The sequence below is a fragment of the Streptomyces sp. NPDC096205 genome, from assembly GCF_044763135.1.
In the GTDB taxonomy this organism is placed as follows: domain Bacteria; phylum Actinomycetota; class Actinomycetes; order Streptomycetales; family Streptomycetaceae; genus Streptomyces.
The window spans coordinates 277,745-295,807 of record NZ_JBIWFS010000012.1; the positions used below are offsets into that span (position 1 = coordinate 277,745).

The 18,063-nt window shown below is 71.0% G+C and carries 16 protein-coding genes; 13 read left to right on the plus strand and 3 right to left on the minus strand.

The features are described 5' to 3' along the window. Positions 1 to 164 precede the first annotated feature (164 nt). The 8 genes from ACIQ6Y_RS36950 (at position 165) to ACIQ6Y_RS36985 (ending at position 10,263) form a co-directional block, all read left to right on the plus strand. The gene (locus ACIQ6Y_RS36950) at positions 165 to 2,096 is read left to right on the plus strand and encodes an acyl-CoA dehydrogenase family protein (RefSeq protein ID WP_404046562.1); all 1,932 of its coding nucleotides are present in this window, start codon (positions 165 to 167) and stop codon (positions 2,094 to 2,096) included. Between the two features lie 80 nt (positions 2,097 to 2,176). Beyond that, positions 2,177 to 2,878: a hypothetical protein gene (locus ACIQ6Y_RS36955; RefSeq protein WP_404046565.1), complete on the plus strand. Its 702-nt coding sequence runs from the start codon at positions 2,177 to 2,179 to the stop codon at positions 2,876 to 2,878. Positions 2,879 to 2,938: 60 nt separating this feature from the next. Then, positions 2,939 to 4,195, plus strand: a complete 1,257-nt coding sequence (gene dxr / locus ACIQ6Y_RS36960) for a 1-deoxy-D-xylulose-5-phosphate reductoisomerase (RefSeq protein WP_404046567.1) — start codon at positions 2,939 to 2,941, stop codon at positions 4,193 to 4,195. A gap of 8 nt (positions 4,196 to 4,203) precedes the next feature. Continuing rightward, positions 4,204 to 5,496, plus strand: coding sequence for a M50 family metallopeptidase (locus ACIQ6Y_RS36965; protein WP_404046663.1), 1,293 nt, complete (start codon positions 4,204 to 4,206; stop codon positions 5,494 to 5,496). 171 nt (positions 5,497 to 5,667) lie between these two features. Beyond that, the gene (gene ispG / locus ACIQ6Y_RS36970; protein ID WP_404046569.1) at positions 5,668 to 6,825 is read left to right on the plus strand and encodes a flavodoxin-dependent (E)-4-hydroxy-3-methylbut-2-enyl-diphosphate synthase; all 1,158 of its coding nucleotides are present in this window, start codon (positions 5,668 to 5,670) and stop codon (positions 6,823 to 6,825) included. Positions 6,826 to 7,024: 199 nt separating this feature from the next. Then, positions 7,025 to 7,873 carry a GNAT family N-acetyltransferase gene (locus tag ACIQ6Y_RS36975; RefSeq protein ID WP_404046572.1) on the plus strand — a complete coding sequence of 283 codons (849 nt, stop codon included), beginning with the start codon at positions 7,025 to 7,027 and terminating at the stop codon, positions 7,871 to 7,873. 19 nt (positions 7,874 to 7,892) lie between these two features. Beyond that, positions 7,893 to 8,426, plus strand: coding sequence for a GNAT family N-acetyltransferase (locus tag ACIQ6Y_RS36980; RefSeq protein WP_404046574.1), 534 nt, complete (start codon positions 7,893 to 7,895; stop codon positions 8,424 to 8,426). A 136-nt stretch (positions 8,427 to 8,562) separates the two neighbouring features. Continuing rightward, entirely contained in the window at positions 8,563 to 10,263 is a 1,701-nt protein-coding gene (locus ACIQ6Y_RS36985) for a proline--tRNA ligase (RefSeq protein WP_404046577.1), read from the plus strand. 51 nt (positions 10,264 to 10,314) lie between these two features. Here ACIQ6Y_RS36985 and ACIQ6Y_RS36990 read toward each other — a convergent pair whose 3' ends face one another. From ACIQ6Y_RS36990 to ACIQ6Y_RS37000, 3 genes are read right to left on the minus strand one after another with little or no spacing between them, the layout of a single operon-like run. Further along, positions 10,315 to 11,214, minus strand: a complete 900-nt coding sequence (locus ACIQ6Y_RS36990) for an aminoglycoside phosphotransferase family protein (RefSeq protein WP_404046579.1) — start codon at positions 11,212 to 11,214, stop codon at positions 10,315 to 10,317. Between the two features lie 26 nt (positions 11,215 to 11,240). Continuing rightward, a complete protein-coding gene (locus tag ACIQ6Y_RS36995; RefSeq protein WP_404046582.1) occupies positions 11,241 to 11,693 on the minus strand; it encodes a ferritin-like domain-containing protein in 453 nt (150 codons plus the stop codon). After that, the gene (locus ACIQ6Y_RS37000; protein WP_404046585.1) at positions 11,690 to 12,226 is read right to left on the minus strand and encodes a hypothetical protein; all 537 of its coding nucleotides are present in this window, start codon (positions 12,224 to 12,226) and stop codon (positions 11,690 to 11,692) included. The genes ACIQ6Y_RS36995 and ACIQ6Y_RS37000 overlap by 4 nt, the downstream gene beginning before the upstream one ends. Positions 12,227 to 12,502: 276 nt before the next feature. Between ACIQ6Y_RS37000 and rimP the strand changes: the two genes are divergently transcribed. From rimP to ACIQ6Y_RS37025, 5 genes are all read left to right on the plus strand, one after another. After that, on the plus strand, positions 12,503 to 13,012 hold the full coding sequence (gene rimP / locus ACIQ6Y_RS37005; RefSeq protein WP_404046587.1) for a ribosome maturation factor RimP: 510 nt from the start codon (positions 12,503 to 12,505) through the stop codon (positions 13,010 to 13,012). A gap of 2 nt (positions 13,013 to 13,014) precedes the next feature. Then, a complete protein-coding gene (gene nusA / locus ACIQ6Y_RS37010; RefSeq protein WP_404046589.1) occupies positions 13,015 to 14,001 on the plus strand; it encodes a transcription termination factor NusA in 987 nt (328 codons plus the stop codon). 90 nt (positions 14,002 to 14,091) lie between these two features. Beyond that, on the plus strand, positions 14,092 to 14,388 hold the full coding sequence (locus tag ACIQ6Y_RS37015; protein ID WP_404046592.1) for a YlxR family protein: 297 nt from the start codon (positions 14,092 to 14,094) through the stop codon (positions 14,386 to 14,388). Positions 14,389 to 14,535: 147 nt separating this feature from the next. Continuing rightward, entirely contained in the window at positions 14,536 to 17,610 is a 3,075-nt protein-coding gene (gene infB, locus ACIQ6Y_RS37020; protein ID WP_404046594.1) for a translation initiation factor IF-2, read from the plus strand. Between the two features lie 141 nt (positions 17,611 to 17,751). Further along, entirely contained in the window at positions 17,752 to 18,045 is a 294-nt protein-coding gene (locus ACIQ6Y_RS37025; protein ID WP_399652029.1) for a DUF503 domain-containing protein, read from the plus strand. Positions 18,046 to 18,063 lie beyond the last annotated feature (18 nt).

An 18,063-nucleotide genomic window follows, 5' to 3' on the forward strand; every position in this document is an offset into this window, starting at 1 on the left:
ATCGGCCGAACGGACGCGCGAGGACTGGTGGGGACGTCCGCTTTCGGGTACGAACGATCCGGTAGCACCGATCGGTAACGCACGGTTCGGTCATGCCTGGTCCGGTAACACGCGGTTCGGTACAGCACGGTCCCAAGATCCCTCTTCGCGGCGAGGTGAGCCTCATGTCCGCAGCACCGCCCCCACGCAACGTCACCGAGCGTGAGGCCCGCCAGGTCGCGGAAGCGGCCCGGGAGCAGGACTGGCGCAAGCCCAGCTTCGCCAAGGAACTGTTCCTCGGGCGCTTCCGCCTCGACCTCATCCACCCCCACCCGCTCCCCACCGACGACGACGCCCAGCGCGGCGAGGAGTTCCTCGCCAAGCTCCGCGACTTCTGCGAGACCAAGATCGACCCGGAGGTCGTCGAACGCGACGCCCGCATCCCCGACGAGGTCGTCGACGGCCTCAAGGAACTCGGCGCGCTCGGCATGAAGATCGACACCAAGTACGGCGGCCTCGGCCTCACCCAGGTCTACTACAACAAGGCCCTCGCCCTGGTCGGCTCCGTCAGCCCGGCCGTCGGCGCGCTGCTCAGCGCCCACCAGTCCATCGGCGTGCCCCAGCCGCTGAAGATCTTCGGCACCCAGGAGCAGAAGGACACCTTCCTGCCGCGCTGCGCCCGCACCGACATCTCCGCCTTCCTGCTCACCGAGCCGGACGTCGGCTCCGACCCGGCGCGCCTGGCCACCATGGCGGTGCCCGACGGGGACGAGTACGTCCTCGACGGGGTGAAGCTCTGGACCACCAACGGCGTGATCGCCGACCTGCTCGTCGTCATGGCACGGGTGCCGAAGTCCGAGGGCCACCCCGGCGGCATCACGGCGTTCGTGGTGGAGTCCGCCTCCGAGGGCATCACCGTCGAGAACCGCAACGCCTTCATGGGTCTGCGCGGCCTCGAGAACGGCGTCACCCGCTTCCACCGGGTCCGCGTCCCCGCAGGCAACCGCATCGGCCCCGAGGGCGCCGGGCTGAAGATCGCCCTGACCACCCTCAACACCGGCCGGCTCTCGCTGCCCGCGATGTGCGTGGGCGCCGGCAAGTGGTGCCTGAAGATCGCCCGCGAGTGGTCCGCGGTCCGCGAGCAGTGGGGCAAGCCGGTCGCCCTGCACGAAGCGGTCGGCTCCAAGATCAGCTTCATCGCGGCCACCACCTTCGCCCTGGAGGCGGTCCTGGACCTCTCCTCCCAGATGGCCGACGAGGACCGCAACGACATCCGCATCGAGGCCGCCCTCGCCAAGCTCTACGGCTCCGAGATGGCCTGGCTGATGGCCGACGAACTCGTCCAGATCCGCGGCGGCCGCGGCTTCGAGACCGCCGCCTCCCTGCGCGCCCGCGGCGAACGTGCCGTGCCGGCCGAGCAGATGCTGCGCGACCTGCGCATCAACCGCATCTTCGAGGGCTCCACCGAGATCATGCACCTGCTCATCGCCCGCGAGGCCGTCGACGCCCACCTCAGCGTCGCCGGTGACCTCATCGACCCCGACAAGTCCCTGTCTGACAAGGCCAAGGCAGGCGCCAACGCGGGCCTCTTCTACGCCAAGTGGCTGCCCAAACTCGTCGCGGGCGCGGGCCAACTCCCCGTCTCCTACGGCGAGTTCCGTCACGAGGTCGACCTCTCCGGCCACCTGCGCTACGTCGAACGGCACGCCCGCAAACTCGCCCGCTCCACCTTCTACGCCATGTCCCGCTGGCAGGGCCGCATGGAGACCAAGCAGGGCTTCCTCGCCAGGATCGTCGACATCGGCGCCGAGCTCTTCGCCATGAGCGCCACCTGCGTCCGCGCCGAGCTGCTGCGCAGCAGCGGCGACCACGGCCGCGAGGCCTACCAGCTCGCCGACACCTTCTGCCGCCAGGCCCGCATCCGCGTCGACACCCTCTTCGACCGCCTGTGGACCAACACCGACGACATCGACCGCCAGGTCGTCAAGGGCGTCCTGTCGGGCACCTACACCTGGCTGGAGGAGGGCATCCTCGACCCCTCGGACGACGGCCCATGGATCGCCGACGCCACCCCCGGCCCACCCACGAGGGAGAACGTCCACCGCTCGATCCGCTGAATCCCCGGCCTTCGTCACCCTTACGTGTGGTGCACAATCAGCCACTGATTGATCAACTGCACGTGAACACAGGGGTGGGGATGTTCAGCACACGGGCACGACACACGGCGGCCGCCGCACTCGCGGCGGCCGTCCTCATGACAACGGCCGCGTGCGGCGGGAGCGACGGCGCAGAGCGGGACACCAAGCCCGCCGCGAAGGCCCTCACCGAGGACCAACTGCGGCCGGCGGCGCTTGCCGAGGGCGACGTCGGGGCGTACACCTCGGAGGAACCCGTCGCCGCGCTGAGTGACGACTACACCGCGCGGCCCGAGGTCTGCCAGCCGCTGGTCAGCGTCGCCAAGGGCGCGACCTCGCACGACCCCGTCGCCGAGATCGCCCGTGCCGTCTCGGACCCGTACGCCGAACCGAGCATCGACATCGACCTGCACCTGCGCTCCTACGACGGCCAGGACGCGGCCGCCGTCATGGAGGAGCTCGGGAAGGCGGGCGAGAAGTGCGCGGACGGCTTCACCGAGGAGCGGTCGCTCGTCGACGCGAAGGTCGTCGAGGTCGAGACGCTGGAGGCACCCGCCGTGGGCGACGAGGCGTACGCGTTTCGCATCACCACACAGGACGTCAAGGAGGCGGACGTGATGCTGTACGACTACCTGACGGTCATCCGCTCCGGCTCGACCACGCTCTCCTTCCGGGCCGACACCCTCGGGACCCAGGACTTCGGCGGCGTACCGCAGGACGTGATCGACGCGCAGTGGGAGAAGTTCGAACGCACCGCGGCATGAGCACACGCCGCGCCACCCCGTGAGCACATCCGGGGTCCGGGTACGGGAAGAATGGGGGGCATGAGCGACAGCCCAGCCCCCCTCGCCGATCCGCACCTCGTCTACGACCCCGTCGTGGGAGACGGGCCGAAGGACGTGGTGATCCTCGGGTCCACCGGCTCGATCGGCACGCAGGCCATCGACCTCGTCCTGCGCAACCCCGGCCGCTTCCGGGTGACCGCCCTGTCCGCCAACGGCGGCCGGGTCGCCCTGCTCGCCGAGCAGGCCCGCCGCCTGCGGGTGCGTACGGTCGCGGTGGCCCGCGAGGACGTCGTACCGGCACTGCGCGAGGCGCTGGCCGCCGAGTACGGCACGGGCGAGCCGCTCCCCGAGATCCTCGCGGGACCGCAGGCGGCCACGGAGGTGGCCGCCTCCGACTGCCACACGGTCCTGAACGGCATCACCGGCTCCATCGGCCTCGCCCCGACCCTCGCCGCGCTGGAGGCGGGCCGCACCCTCGCGCTCGCCAACAAGGAGTCGCTCATCGTCGGCGGCCCGCTGGTCAAGGAGCGCGCCAAGCCCGGCCAGATCATCCCGGTCGACTCCGAGCACGCCGCCCTCTTCCAGGCCCTCGCCGCCGGCACCCGCGCCGATGTCCGGAAGCTCGTCGTGACCGCCTCCGGCGGCCCCTTCCGCGGCCGTACGAAGGAACAGCTCGCGCACGTCACCGTCGAGGACGCCCTCGCGCACCCCACCTGGGCCATGGGCCCGGTGATCACGATCAACTCCGCGACCCTGGTCAACAAGGGCCTGGAGGTCATCGAGGCGCACCTGCTCTACGACATTCCCTTCGACCGCATTGAGGTCGTCGTCCACCCCCAGTCGTATGTTCACTCGATGGTGGAGTTCACGGACGGATCGACCCTGGCGCAGGCCACGCCCCCCGACATGCGCGGCCCGATCGCCATCGGCCTGGGCTGGCCGGAGCGCGTGCCCGACGCGGCGCCCGCCTTCGACTGGAGCACGGCTTCGACGTGGGAGTTCTTCCCGCTCGACAATGACGCCTTCCCGTCGGTGAACCTCGCCCGGCACGTGGGCGAGCTCGCGGGGACCGCCCCGGCGGTGTTCAATGCCGCCAACGAGGAGTGCGTGGAGGCCTTCCGGGCCGGTGCGCTGCCCTTCAACGGGATCATGGAGACCGTCACCCGGGTCGTCGAGGAGCACGGCACGCCGGGGGCGGGAACTTCGCTGACCGTGTCGGACGTCCTCGAAGCGGAGACCTGGGCGCGCACCCGAGCCCGGGAACTGACGGCACAGATGGCGGAGGCCCGTGCATGACGACCCTGATGTTCATCCTCGGCATAGTGGTCTTCGCGGTCGGCCTGCTGTTCTCGATCGCGTGGCACGAGCTGGGCCACCTCTCCACGGCCAAACTGTTCGGCATCCGCGTGCCGCAGTACATGGTCGGCTTCGGCCCGACCATCTGGTCGCGGAAGAAGGGCGAGACCGAGTACGGCGTCAAGGCGATCCCGTTCGGCGGCTACATCCGCATGATCGGCATGTTCCCGCCCGGCCCCGACGGCCGGCTGGAGGCCCGCTCCACCTCGCCCTGGCGCGGCATGATCGAGGACGCCCGCTCGGCCGCCTTCGAGGAACTCCAGCCGGGCGACGACACCCGCCTCTTCTACACGCGCAAGCCGTGGAAGCGGGTCGTCGTGATGTTCGCGGGCCCGTTCATGAACCTGGTCCTCGCCTTCGGCCTGTTCCTCTCCGTGCTGATGGGCTTCGGCATCCAGCAGCAGACCACCACCGTCAGCTCGGTCTCCCCGTGCGTGATCTCCCAGAGCGAGAAGCGCGACGAGTGCAAGAAGTCCGACCCGGCCTCCCCGGCCGAGGCCGCGGGCATGAAGGCCGGCGACAGGATCGTCGCCTTCGACGGACACCGCACCGACGACTGGAACACCCTCTCCGACCTCATCCGCGACAGCGCGGGCAAGGAGGTGGCGATCGTCGTCGACCGCAAGGGGCAGGAAGTCACCCTGCACGCGAAGATCGCCACCAACCTGGTCACCAAGAAGGACTCCAGCGGCGCCTACGTCCAGGGCGAGTACGTCAAGGCCGGCTTCCTCGGCTTCAGCGCCGCCGAGGGCGTCGAGACCCTGGGCTTCGGCGACTCCATGACCTGGATGGGCGACCGCGTCGGTGACGCCGTCGACTCCCTCGTCGCCCTGCCCTCCAAGATCCCCGCCCTGTGGGACGCCGCCTTCGGCGACGGACCGCGCGAGCAGGACTCCCCGATGGGCATCGTCGGCGCGGCCCGGGTCGGCGGCGAGATCGCCACGCTCGACATCCCGGCCTCCCAGCAGCTCGCCATGTTCGTGTTCCTGCTGGCCGGGTTCAACCTCTCGCTGTTCCTGTTCAACATGCTGCCGCTGCTGCCCCTGGACGGCGGCCACATCGCGGGCGCCCTGTGGGAGTCGCTGCGCCGGGGCACCGCCCGGGTGCTGCGCCGCCCCGACCCCGGCCCGTTCGACGTGGCGAAGCTGATGCCGGTCGCCTACGTGGTCGCCGGGCTCTTCGTCTGCTTCACGGTGCTGGTCCTGATCGCGGATGTGGTCAACCCGGTGCGCATCTCGTAGACACCCGCGGTTCACGGCGGCCGGGCACTCTGTGTGTCCGGCCGCCTCCCATCGGGTGGCATTGCCGGGCGGGATGTGATCGGGCCGGGGTGCGTGCCGTAATCTCGAAGCCTGGAGCCCGCCGCAGATACGGGTCCGGACCTTGATCCACGACTTGGGGTTGCACAGCAGATGACTGCGATTTCTCTCGGCATGCCGTCCGTTCCGACCAAGATCGCCGAGCGCCGCAAGAGCCGGCAGATCCAGGTCGGCTCCGTCGCGGTCGGCGGCGACGCCCCGGTCTCGGTCCAGTCCATGACGACGACCCGTACGTCCGACATCGGCGCCACCCTTCAGCAGATCGCCGAGCTGACCGCGTCCGGCTGCCAGATCGTCCGGGTCGCCTGCCCCACGCAGGACGACGCCGACGCCCTCGCCACCATCGCGCGCAAGTCGCAGATCCCGGTCATCGCCGACATCCACTTCCAGCCGAAGTACGTGTTCGCCGCGATCGAGGCGGGCTGCGCCGCGGTCCGTGTGAACCCCGGCAACATCAAGCAGTTCGACGACAAGGTCAAGGAGATCGCCAAGGCCGCCCGGGACCACGGCACTCCGATCCGCATCGGCGTCAACGCCGGCTCCCTCGACCGCCGCCTGCTCCAGAAGTACGGCAAGGCCACCCCCGAGGCCCTCGTCGAGTCCGCCCTGTGGGAGGCCTCCCTCTTCGAGGAGCACGACTTCCGCGACATCAAGATCTCGGTCAAGCACAACGACCCGGTCGTGATGATCGAGGCCTACCGCCAGCTCGCCGCCCAGTGCGACTACCCCCTCCACCTCGGCGTGACCGAGGCGGGCCCGGCCTTCCAGGGCACGATCAAGTCGGCCGTGGCCTTCGGCGCCCTGCTGTCCCAGGGCATCGGCGACACGATCCGCGTCTCCCTGTCGGCCCCGCCGGTCGAGGAGGTCAAGGTCGGCAACCAGATCCTGGAGTCCCTCAACCTCAAGCAGCGCGGCCTGGAGATCGTCTCCTGCCCGTCCTGCGGCCGCGCCCAGGTCGACGTCTACAAGCTCGCCGAAGAGGTCACCGCCGGCCTCACCGGCATGGAGGTCCCCCTCCGCGTCGCCGTCATGGGCTGCGTCGTCAACGGCCCCGGCGAGGCCCGCGAGGCCGACCTCGGCGTCGCCTCCGGCAACGGCAAGGGCCAGATCTTCGTCAAGGGCGAGGTCATCAAGACCGTCCCCGAGTCCAAGATCGTCGAGACCCTCATCGAGGAAGCGATGAAGATCGCCGAACAGATGCAGGAAGACGGCGTCCCGTCGGGCGAGCCGTCGGTGTCGGTGGCGGGCTGAACCTTTTCCGCTGCTGCGGGGAGGTGTCCCTCAAGGGGCGCGGGGCTGTATCGATGTGCGGCTCCGCCGCGTGGGCGCGACAAGCCACAACGCACGGAAAGCCGCCGGCGAAGCCCAGCCCCGCAGACGGGAAGGCGCACGGCTCAGCACGCGCAGCTATAGTGCGGAGACCAGCAGAACCCCACGATGAGGCCCGCACGTGTTGACCCAGACCACCTCCCGGGTCCTCGAACCGAGTGACCTGGACGCCGCACTCGCCGTCCTCGACAGAGAACCCGTGGTGAACGCCTTCGTGACGTCCCGGGTCCAGGTCGCCGGCCTGGACCCCTGGCGCCTCGGCGGCGAGATGTGGGGCTGGTACGAGGACGGCCTGCTCACCTCCCTGTGCTACGCCGGCGCCAACCTCGTCCCCATCTGCGCCACCCCGCGTGCCGTCCGGGCCTTCGGCGACAGGGCCAGAAGGTCCGGCCGCCGCTGCTCCTCGATCGTCGGCCCCGCCGAGCAGACCGCCGAGCTGTGGCGGCTGCTCGAACCGCACTGGGGCCCGGCCCGCGACGTCCGCGCCCGCCAGCCCCTGATGGTCACCGACCGCATGCCGGCCGACATCACCCCGGACCCGTACGTCCGGCGCGTCCGCAAGGACGAGATGGAGACGATCATGCCGGCCTGTGTCGCCATGTTCACCGAGGAGGTCGGCGTCTCCCCGCTGGCCGGCGACGGCGGCCTGCTCTACCAGGCCCGCGTCGCCGAACTCGTCGGCACCGGCCGCTCCTTCGCCCGCCTCGACGAGCGGGGCAAGGTCATGTTCAAGGCGGAGATCGGCGCCGCGACCGACCGTGCCTGCCAGATCCAGGGCGTCTGGGTGGCCCCCGAGTACCGCGGCAAGGGCCTCGCGGCCCCGGGCATGGCGGCGGTCCTCGCCTACGCCCTGGCGGACGTGGCCCCCGTGGCCAGCCTCTACGTCAACGACTTCAACACGGCGGCGAGGCGCACGTACAAGCGGGTGGGTTTCGAAGAGGTCGGCGCTTTCATGAGTGTGCTGTTCTGACCCCTGTAGGCTCCCCGGCATGGACCTCGCCATCGGCCCTCTGGACCTCTCCGCTCGCGTCGACGAGGCCCTCGCGGTCCAAGCGGTCGCCTTCGACCTGGACGCGGACGAGGTGGCGGTCCGCCGCCAGATCGTCCTGCGCCACATGACGTACCCGGGCGCGCGAGCGCTGGGCGCGACCAGCCGGGGCCAACTCGTCGGGTTCATCTACGGCATGCCCAACGATCGCGCCCACTGGTGGTCCACCGTGGTGGAGCCCTACCTCCGTGCCGAGGGCAACGAGACCTGGCTCGACGACTCCTTCGTCATCACCGAGCTCCACGTCCACCCGGCGTACCAGAACCGCGGCATCGGCCGCACCCTGATCACCACGATCACCGACAGCGCGGCCGAACCCCGCTCCATCCTCTCGGCGATCGACACCGACAGCCCCGCCCGCGGCCTCTACCACTCCCTCGGCTACGTCGACCTGGCCCGCCGCGTCCACTTCCCGAGCGCGCCCAAGCCGTACGCCGTCATGGGCGCCCCACTCCCACTGCGCCGCCGTCGTTAGGGCCTGTCTTCCGGATCATGCCGGGGTCTGGCACGCACATCTGCGGCGGAAGACAGGCCCTAACCGATTTCCGCAGCCCCCCACCCCCCGGCTAACCTCCTAGCCATCACCCTTACCCGGCAGGAGTACGAGAACCATGGCCAACGCACCGGTCCAGCGCATGTCCCAGTTGATGGCGAAGACCCTGCGCGACGACCCGGCGGACGCCGAGGTCCTCAGCCACAAGCTCCTCGTCCGCGCCGGCTACGTCCGCCGCACGGCCGCCGGCATCTGGAGCTGGCTGCCCCTCGGCAAGAAGGTCCTCACCAACGTCGAGCGGATCGTCCGCGAGGAGATGGACGCCATCGGCGCCCAGGAGGTCTCCCTCCCCGCGCTGCTGCCGCGTGAGCCGTACGAGGCGACCGGCCGCTGGGACGAGTACGGCGCCGAGTTGTTCCGCCTCAACGACCGCAAGGGCGGCGACTACCTCCTCGGCCCGACCCACGAGGAGATCTTCACCCTGCTGGTGAAGGACCAGTGCTCGTCCTACAAGGACCTGCCGGTCATCCTGTACCAGATCCAGACGAAGTTCCGCGACGAGGCCCGCCCCCGCGCCGGCATCCTGCGCGGCCGCGAGTTCCTGATGAAGGACTCGTACTCCTTCGACCTGGAGGACGAGGGCCTCGCCAAGTCCTACGCCCTGCACCGCGAGGCCTACCAGCGCGTGTTCGAGCGCCTCGGCCTCGACTACCGCATCTGCGCCGCCACCGCGGGCGCCATGGGCGGCTCGAAGTCGGAGGAGTTCCTGGCCCCGGCCGAGGCCGGCGAGGACACCTTCGCCGACTGCCCCAACTGCGACTTCGCGGCGAACACCGAGGCGATCACGTACGAGCTGAAGCCGGTGGACGCCGAAGGTGTGCCCGCCGCCGAGGACATCCCGACCCCCGACACCCCGACCATCGAGACCCTGGCCGCCTCCCTCGGCGTCCCGGCCTCCGCCACGCTGAAGAACCTCCTGGTGAAGGTCGACGGCGAGATCGTCGCGGTGGGCGTGCCCGGCGACCGCGAGGTCGACATGGACAAGGTCGAGGCGCACTTCGCCCCCGCGACCGTCGAGATGGTCACCGAGGCCGACTTCGCCGAGCGCCGGGACCTGGTCCGCGGCTACGTCGGCCCGCAGGGCCTGGACAAGGTGACGTACATCGCCGACCCGCGCGTGGCCCCCGGCACCTCCTGGATCACCGGCGCCAACAAGGAGGGCATGCACGCGAAGAACGTCGTCGCGGGCCGCGACTTCGAGGTCGACGCGTACGTCGACGTCGTGGTCGTCCAGGACGGCGACCCGTGCCCGAAGTGCGGCACCGGCCTGAAGCTGGACCGCGCCATCGAGATCGGCCACATCTTCCAGCTGGGCCGCAAGTACACCGACGCGCTCAAGCTGGACGTCCTCGGCCAGAACGGCAAGCCGGTCCGCGTCACCATGGGCTCCTACGGCATCGGCGTCTCCCGTGCGGTGGCCGCCCTCGCCGAGCAGACCGCCGACGACAAGGGCCTGTGCTGGCCCGCCGAGGTCGCCCCGGCCGACGTCCACGTCGTCGCCGCGGGCAAGGCCCTGCAGACCGAGCTGGCCCTCGACGTCTCCGACAAGCTGGCCGCGGCCGGCCTGCGCGTCCTGGTCGACGACCGGGCCGGGGTGTCCCCGGGCGTGAAGTTCACCGACTCGGAGCTGATCGGCGTACCGAAGATCCTCGTCGCCGGCCGCCGCGCGGGCGAGGGCGTCGTCGAGCTCAAGGACCGCAGGACGGGCGAGCGCGAGGAGCTGACGGTCGAGGAGGCCGTCGCGCGCCTCACCGCGTAAGACAGCGAGAAGGTGCGGGTTCCCGGACCGGGAACCCGCACCTTCCGTGTTTCACAGCCAGCTCGCGAACTCCAGCAGCAGCTCGGCGTCCTGCGGCCGTCCCACCCTGCGCGCCCGCACCCCCGACTCCACGGCCCGGAACAGGGTCCAGCCCCGCAGCCGCTCCTGGTCCACGTCCAGCGACTCCGCGAGCCGCTTCACCCGGCGCCGGGTCGTCGCCGCGCCCGACGGGGAGGCGATCAGGTCCTCCACCCGGTCCCGGACCAGCCGCGCCAGATCGAAGGCGCACTCGCCGACCAGCGGGTCCGGCCCGACGGCCAGCCACGGCATCCGCTCGCCCGCGAGCACCTTGGACTGCCGGAACGTGCCGTGCAGCAGCCGGTGCTCCGGCGGCGCCGCCAGCAGCTCCTCGCGCACGGCGAGCGCCGCGTCGACCAACGGCACCAGCTCGGCGTCGGCGTCCGCGCTCGCCCGCATGGCCCGCGCCTGCCGCCCGGTCCGCTCGGCGACCGTCGCGAAGACGTCTCCCTCCGGCGGCTGCACCCACAGCCGGCGCAGCGTCCCCGCCGCCTCCAGCAGCGCCTTCGCCTCCGGCAACGACCGCACCGAGACGTCCGGATGCAGCCGCTCCAGCAGCAGCACGCCCTCCGTCCCGTCCTCGTCGAGCAGCTGTACGGTGCCCCGTCCGGCCCAGTGCGCCAGCGCGGCCCGCTCGCTGCCCGGCCGCGCCCGCGGCGGAGCCAGCTTCAGCACCGCGGGCGTCCCGTCGGCCCGGCGCACCAGCACCACCAGGCTGCTGCGGCCGCCCGGCACCTGGATCCGGTCCACGGTCAACTCGCGTAGCGCGACGGCACGGTCGAGCGTCTCGGGGAGCTTGTCCAACCAGTCGTCACCGTCCGGCGCGCTCTCACCGAGCGCCCTGACCAGACGCCGCGGCGGTTCGAAAGCCATGCGCGAGTTGTCCTTTCCCGTAACCGTCACCCCGTAGGCGCGGCCGAGGTCCCGGAAGACCGCTCGGCGAGCCCAGGGAAGGCTACGCTCCCGCCGCGCCAGCGCACCGCGCGCACCGCGGCCTCCCGCAGCGCCAGCGCGGCCGCGGCCCGGCGATCGCCGGTCGACGCCCGCACCAGGTCGGAGTAGACCCCCGCCACGCGCTCCTCCAGTTCGGCCGCGAGCCGCACCGCCGACTCCGCGTCGCTCACCGGGAACGGCAGCGCGTACCCGGCCGCCGCCGCGACCGGCTCGCCGCCCAGGTCCCGCACCTCGCGGCCCAGGCTGTCGCGCCGGCTGCGGTGGGCGTCGTAGGCCGTGCGTGCCTCGGTGCGGCGGCCCTCGCCGATGCGCGCGCCGACCACTCCGTAGCCGTAGACGGCGGCGTGCTCGGCGGCCAGGGCGGCCTGCACCGCGGTCAGTTCGTCCTTCTCGCTCATGCGTGGCCCTCCGTCGGCGCCAGGGTCAGCAGATACGCGTGCGCGGCTCCGGCGGCGGCCACGGACGCCAGCAGCCGCGCCAGCTCCCCGGGCACCCCCAGCAACGCCTGGGCCCGCCGGTCGGCGAGCCCCCGCTCGGCGGCGGCCAGCCCGGCGAGGGCGTCCTCGGGGGTGCCGGGCACGGGGGCCGGGGCCGACACCGAGGGGGACGCCGACGGGGACGCCGTGGGGGAGTGTCGTACGCCTCCGAAGGCGGTCACATGCCGCGCGGTCTCCTCCCGCAACGGCCGGACGCGCCCGGCCAGCGCGGGATGGGCCGCGAGGACGGCGTCGTACCGCTCGACCAGGTCGGCACTGTCGGCGGCGGCACGCACGCGTACCCGCTCACCGACGGCCGGACTGCCACCGGTGGCCTTGTCCTGGTCCTCGGAACCGGAGCTGCACCCCGCCACCAGCAGCCCACCGGCGGCCGAGGCGAACAGGGTCCTTCTGCGCACCCCCGAGGGGATGCGTGGCGATGACGGAAACGGCACGGCTGTGATCCTCGGGGGGCTTCGCACAAACGGACGTGATCACGGTACCCGCGAACATCCCGCACTCATGTAATCGGCTCGGGGGTGTGCCCTAAGGGGCGCGGGGAACTGCGCGAGAAACCACAACGGACCTGCAGCCGCCCGAGTACCGATCGCACCCCACCCAGAAGGCGCCCCCAACGGCCCATGGACGGCAACACACCCCCGGACCGGATACCCTTTGACCTGACACGCGCCCCAACCCACAACAGCACACGCGGCCGAGGAGTCACCCGGATGAGCACCACCCAGAGCGAGAGGCTGCGAGAACTTCTGGAGCCGCTCGTCACCTCCCAAGGCCTCGATCTGGAAGAGATCGCCGTCGACTCGGTCGGCCGCAAGCGTGTGCTGCGCGTGGTCGTCGACTCGGACGAGGGTGCCGACCTGGACGCGATCGCCGATGTGAGCCGTGCGCTCTCGGCGAAGCTCGACGAGACCGACGCGATGGGTGACGCGGCCTACGACCTGGAGGTCGGCACCCCCGGCGCGGAGCGCCTCCTCACCGAGCACCGGCACTTCGCGCGCGCCGTCGACCGGCTCGTGAAGTTCCAGCTGACCGAGGGCGGCGAGCTGATCGCGAGAATCCTCGGCGTCGACGAGGACGGCCTGGACGTCGAGGTCCCCGGTGTGAAGGGCCGCAAGGCCACGAGCCGCCGGCTGGGCTTCTCCGAATTCGACAGGGCGCGCGTCCAGGTCGAGTTCAACCGCAAGGACAAGAAGGACATGAAGGAAGAGGAGGAGGCGTAGCCGTGGACATCGACATGAGCGCCCTGCGGGGTTTGGTCAGGGAGAAGGAGATCTCTTTCTCGCTGCTGGTCGAGGCGATCGAGTCGGCCCTCCTCATCGCCTACCACCGCACCGAGGGAAGCCGCCGACACGCGCGCGTGGAGCTCAACCGGGAGACCGGACATGTGACCGTGTGGGCGAAGGAGGACCCCGAGGACATCGAGCCGGGCCAGGAGGTCCGCGAGTTCGACGACACCCCGTCCGGGTTCGGCCGTATCGCCGCCACCACCGCCAAGCAGGTGATCCTGCAGCGGCTGCGCGACGCCGAGGACGACGCGACGCTCGGCGAGTACGCCGGCCGTGAGGGCGACATCGTCACCGGTGTGGTCCAGCAGGGCCGCGACCCGAAGAACGTGCTGGTCGACATCGGCAAGCTGGAGGCGATCCTGCCGGTGCAGGAGCAGGTGCCGGGTGAGACGTACCCGCACGGCATGCGGCTGCGGTCGTACGTCGTCCGGGTGGCGAAGGGTGTGCGCGGTCCGTCCGTCACTCTTTCGCGTACGCACCCCAACCTGGTGAAGAAGCTCTTCGCCCTGGAGGTGCCGGAGATCGCCGACGGTTCGGTGGAGATCGCCGCCATCGCGCGTGAGGCCGGTCACCGCACCAAGATCGCCGTACGGTCCACCCGCTCGGGCCTGAACGCCAAGGGCGCCTGCATCGGCCCCATGGGCGGCCGGGTGCGCAATGTCATGGGCGAGCTGAACGGCGAGAAGATCGACATCGTCGACTGGTCGGACGACCCCGCGGAGATGGTGGCCAACGCCCTGTCCCCGGCCCGGGTCTCCAAGGTCGAGGTCGTGGACATGGCGGCCCGCTCCGCGCGCGTGACCGTGCCGGACTACCAGCTGTCGCTGGCGATCGGCAAGGAAGGGCAGAACGCCCGGCTCGCGGCCCGGCTGACCGGCTGGCGGATCGACATCCGCCCCGACACCGAGCAGCCCGGGGAATAGATCCCAGCCGAACGACGCTGAGATCACGACAACAACCGTTCGATTCTTGCCCCAAAAGGGTGAGGTCGGCACGGGGAGGTAGACTTAACTGTGTCTGGCCGGACGCACGCCCGAGCATGCCCTGAACGCACCTGTGTGGGGTGTCGGGAGCGAACGGCCAAGACGGGTCTGCTGCGTATCGTGGCGATCAAGGACGAGTGTGTCCCCGATCCACGCGGTACGCTGCCCGGCCGGGGTGCGTATGTGCACCCCGCCCTCGTCTGTCTCGACCAGGCGGTACGCCGCCGGGCGTTCACGCGGGCACTGCGCGCCCCGGGAGCGCTCGACACAAAGGCGTTGCGCCGATACGTCGAGCAGTCGACAGTTGCCGAAGAGGCAACACCGTAAGAAGCGCCGTACGGAACACCCCGTGCGGTCTGGTACCTCGCGAGTCGAAAGCAGGTCGAGATTGCGATGAGCACTCGATGAGTACGCGATGAGTACGCCCATGAACTAGCGACGGTCCGGCCGCAACCCGGACCTCAAAGGAGCGAAGTGGCTAAGGTCCGGGTATACGAACTCGCCAAGGAGTTCGGTGTGGAGAGCAAGGTCGTCATGGCCAAGCTCCAGGAACTCGGTGAATTCGTCCGATCGGCATCCTCGACGATCGAGGCGCCCGTTGTACGCAAACTGACTGACGCCTTCCAGGGTGGTGGCAGCGGCAAGTCCGCCAAGCCCGCCGCCCCGAAGAAGGCTGCCCCCAAGCCCGCCCCCGCGCCCTCCCCGGCGCAGGCGGCACGTCCGGCTGCTCCGCGGCCGGCCGCCCCCAAGCCCGCGGCCCAGGCGCCCGCCGCCCCGGCGGCCCCGGTGACCCCGGCCGCCTCCTCGGCGCCGGCCCCCGGTCCGCGCCCGACGCCGGGCCCGAAGCCCGCGCCGCGTCCGGCCCCGGCGGCCCCGGAGTTCACCGCTCCGCCGTCCGCCCCGGCTCCCGCCGCGCAGGCCCCGTCCGCCCCGGCGGCCCCGGCCGCGCGTCCCGGTGGCCCGAAGCCCGGCTCCCGTCCGGCTCCCGGCCAGGGCCAGGGTGCCCGTCCGGGTCAGGGTGAGCGTCGTCCCGGTGGCCAGGCCCCGCGTCCCGGCGGTGCCCGTCCGGCCGGTCCGCGCCCGGGCAACAACCCCTTCACCTCCGGCGGCAACGCCGGTATGGCCCGCCCGCAGGCTCCGCGCCCGCAGGGTGGCCCGCGTCCCGGTGGCCCCGGTGCCCCCGGCGCCGGTCCCCGTCCGCAGGCGCCCGGCGCCCAGGGCGGCGGTCCTCGTCCGCAGGCTCCCGGCGGTGCCCGCCCGACTCCGGGCTCGATGCCGCGTCCGCAGGGCGGTCCCCGTCCCGGCGGCGGCCCCGGCGGCCCGCGTCCCAACCCCGGCATGATGCCGCAGCGTCCCGCTGCCGGCCCCCGTCCCGGCGGTGGCCCCGGTGGCCGCGGTCCCGGTGGCGGCGGTCGTCCCGGCGGTGGCGGCGGCGGTCGTCCCGGTGGCGGCGGCTTCGCCGGCCGTCCGGGTGGCGGTGGCGGCGGCTTCGCCGGTCGTCCCGCCGGTCCCGGTGGTGGCGGTGGCGGTGGCTTCGGCGGCCGTCCCGGTGGTCCCGCCGGTGGTGGCGGTGGCCGTCCCGGCTTCGGTGGTCGTCCCGGTGGTCCCGGTGGCCGTGGTGGCACGCAGGGCGCCTTCGGTCGTCCCGGCGGTCCCGCGCGTCGTGGCCGTAAGTCGAAGCGGCAGAGGCGCCAGGAGTACGAGGCCATGCAGGCCCCGTCGGTCGGCGGCGTGATGCTGCCTCGCGGCAACGGCGAGACCATTCGCCTGTCGCGCGGTGCGTCGCTCACCGACTTCGCGGAGAAGATCAACGCCAACCCGGCGTCGCTCGTCGCGGTCATGATGAACCTCGGCGAGATGGTCACCGCGACCCAGTCCGTCTCCGACGAGACCCTCCAGCTCCTCGCCGGCGAGATGAACTACCAGGTTCAGATCGTCAGCCCGGAGGAGGAGGACCGCGAGCTGCTCGAGTCCTTCGACATCGAGTTCGGCGAGGACGAGGGCGACGAGGAGGACCTGGTGGTCCGCCCGCCGGTCGTCACCGTCATGGGTCACGTCGACCACGGTAAGACCCGACTGCTCGACGCGATCCGCAAGACGAACGTCATCGCGGGCGAGGCCGGCGGCATCACCCAGCACATCGGTGCCTACCAGGTCTCGACGCAGGTCAACGACGAGGACCGCGCGATCACCTTCATCGACACCCCGGGCCACGAGGCGTTCACCGCCATGCGTGCCCGTGGTGCCCGGTCGACGGACATCGCGATCCTGGTCGTCGCGGCCAACGACGGCGTCATGCCGCAGACGGTCGAGGCGCTCAACCACGCCAAGGCGGCCGACGTCCCGATCGTCGTCGCGGTCAACAAGATCGACGTCGAGGGCGCCGACCCGACCAAGGTGCGCGGTCAGCTGACCGAGTACGGCCTGGTGGCCGAGGAGTACGGCGGCGACACCATGTTCGTCGACATCTCCGCCAAGCAGGGTCTGCACATCGACTCGCTGCTGGAGGCCGTGATCCTCACGGCCGACGCCTCGCTCGACCTGCGGGCCAACCCGAACCAGGACGCGCAGGGCATCTCGATCGAGTCCCGCCTCGACCGCGGCCGCGGTGCCGTGGCGACGGTCCTCGTCCAGCGAGGCACGCTGCGGGTCGGCGACACGATGGTCGTGGGCGACGCCTACGGCCGAGTGCGCGCCATGCTCGACGACAACGGCAACAACGTCGCCGAGGCCGGCCCGTCGACGCCGGTCCAGGTCCTGGGCCTGACCAACGTCCCGGGTGCGGGTGACAACTTCCTGGTGGTCGACGAGGACCGTACGGCCCGTCAGATCGCCGAGAAGCGTGCCGCCCGTGAGCGCAACGCTGCCTTCGCCAAGCGCACGCGTCGCGTCTCGCTGGAGGACCTGGACAAGGTCCTGAAGGCCGGCGAGATCCAGCAGCTGAACCTGATCATCAAGGGTGACGCGTCTGGTTCCGTCGAGGCCCTCGAGTCCTCCCTGCTCCAGCTGGACGTCGGCGAAGAGGTCGACATCCGCGTCCTGCACCGCGGCGTCGGTGCGGTCACGGAGTCCGACATCGACCTGGCGATGGGTTCCGACGCCATCGTGATCGGCTTCAACGTCCGCGCGGCCGGCCGCGCGGCGCAGATGGCCGAGCGCGAGGGCGTGGACGTCCGGTACTACTCGGTCATCTACCAGGCGATCGAGGAGATCGAGGCGGCCCTCAAGGGCATGCTCAAGCCGGAGTACGAAGAGGTCGAGCTCGGCACGGCGGAGATCCGCGAGGTCTTCAAGTCGTCCAAGCTGGGCAACATCGCGGGTGTTCTCATCCGCTCCGGCGAGGTCAAGCGCAACACCAAGGCGCGCCTGGTCCGCGATGGCAAGGTCATCGCGGAGAACCTCAACATCGAGGGTCTGCGTCGCTTCAAGGACGACGTCACCGAGATCCGCGAAGGCTACGAGGGTGGTATCAACCTCGGAAACTTCAACGACATCAAGGTCGACGACGTCATCGCGACGTACGAGATGCGCGAGAAGCCGCGCGCGTGACCTGACACGCGACCGGGGCCGGTCGGCGGAAGTTATTTCCGTCGATCGGCCCCGGCCGTTGCGTGTACGGTTCCCGTATCGGCGCCGGCACTCTCGGCCCGGCGCCCGTACCCCGAACCGGCGGGACATCCGGACACACACATGTATGTGGGGACTCTGTCCTTCGATCTGCTCCTCGGCGACGTCCACTCGCTCAAGGAGAAGCGCTCCCTGGTCCGTCCGATCGTCGCCGAACTCCAGCGCAAGTACGGAGTGAGCGCGGCGGAGACGGGCCACCAGGACCTCCACCGCAGGGCCGAGATCGGGCTGGCGCTCGTCTCGGGGGACACCGGGCACCTCAGCGACGTACTGGACCGCTGTGAGCGGCTGGTCGCGGGGCGGCCCGAGGTGGAGCTGCTCTCGGTTCGACGCAGGCTCCACAGCGACGAAGACTGAAGCAAGAAGCAAGAAACT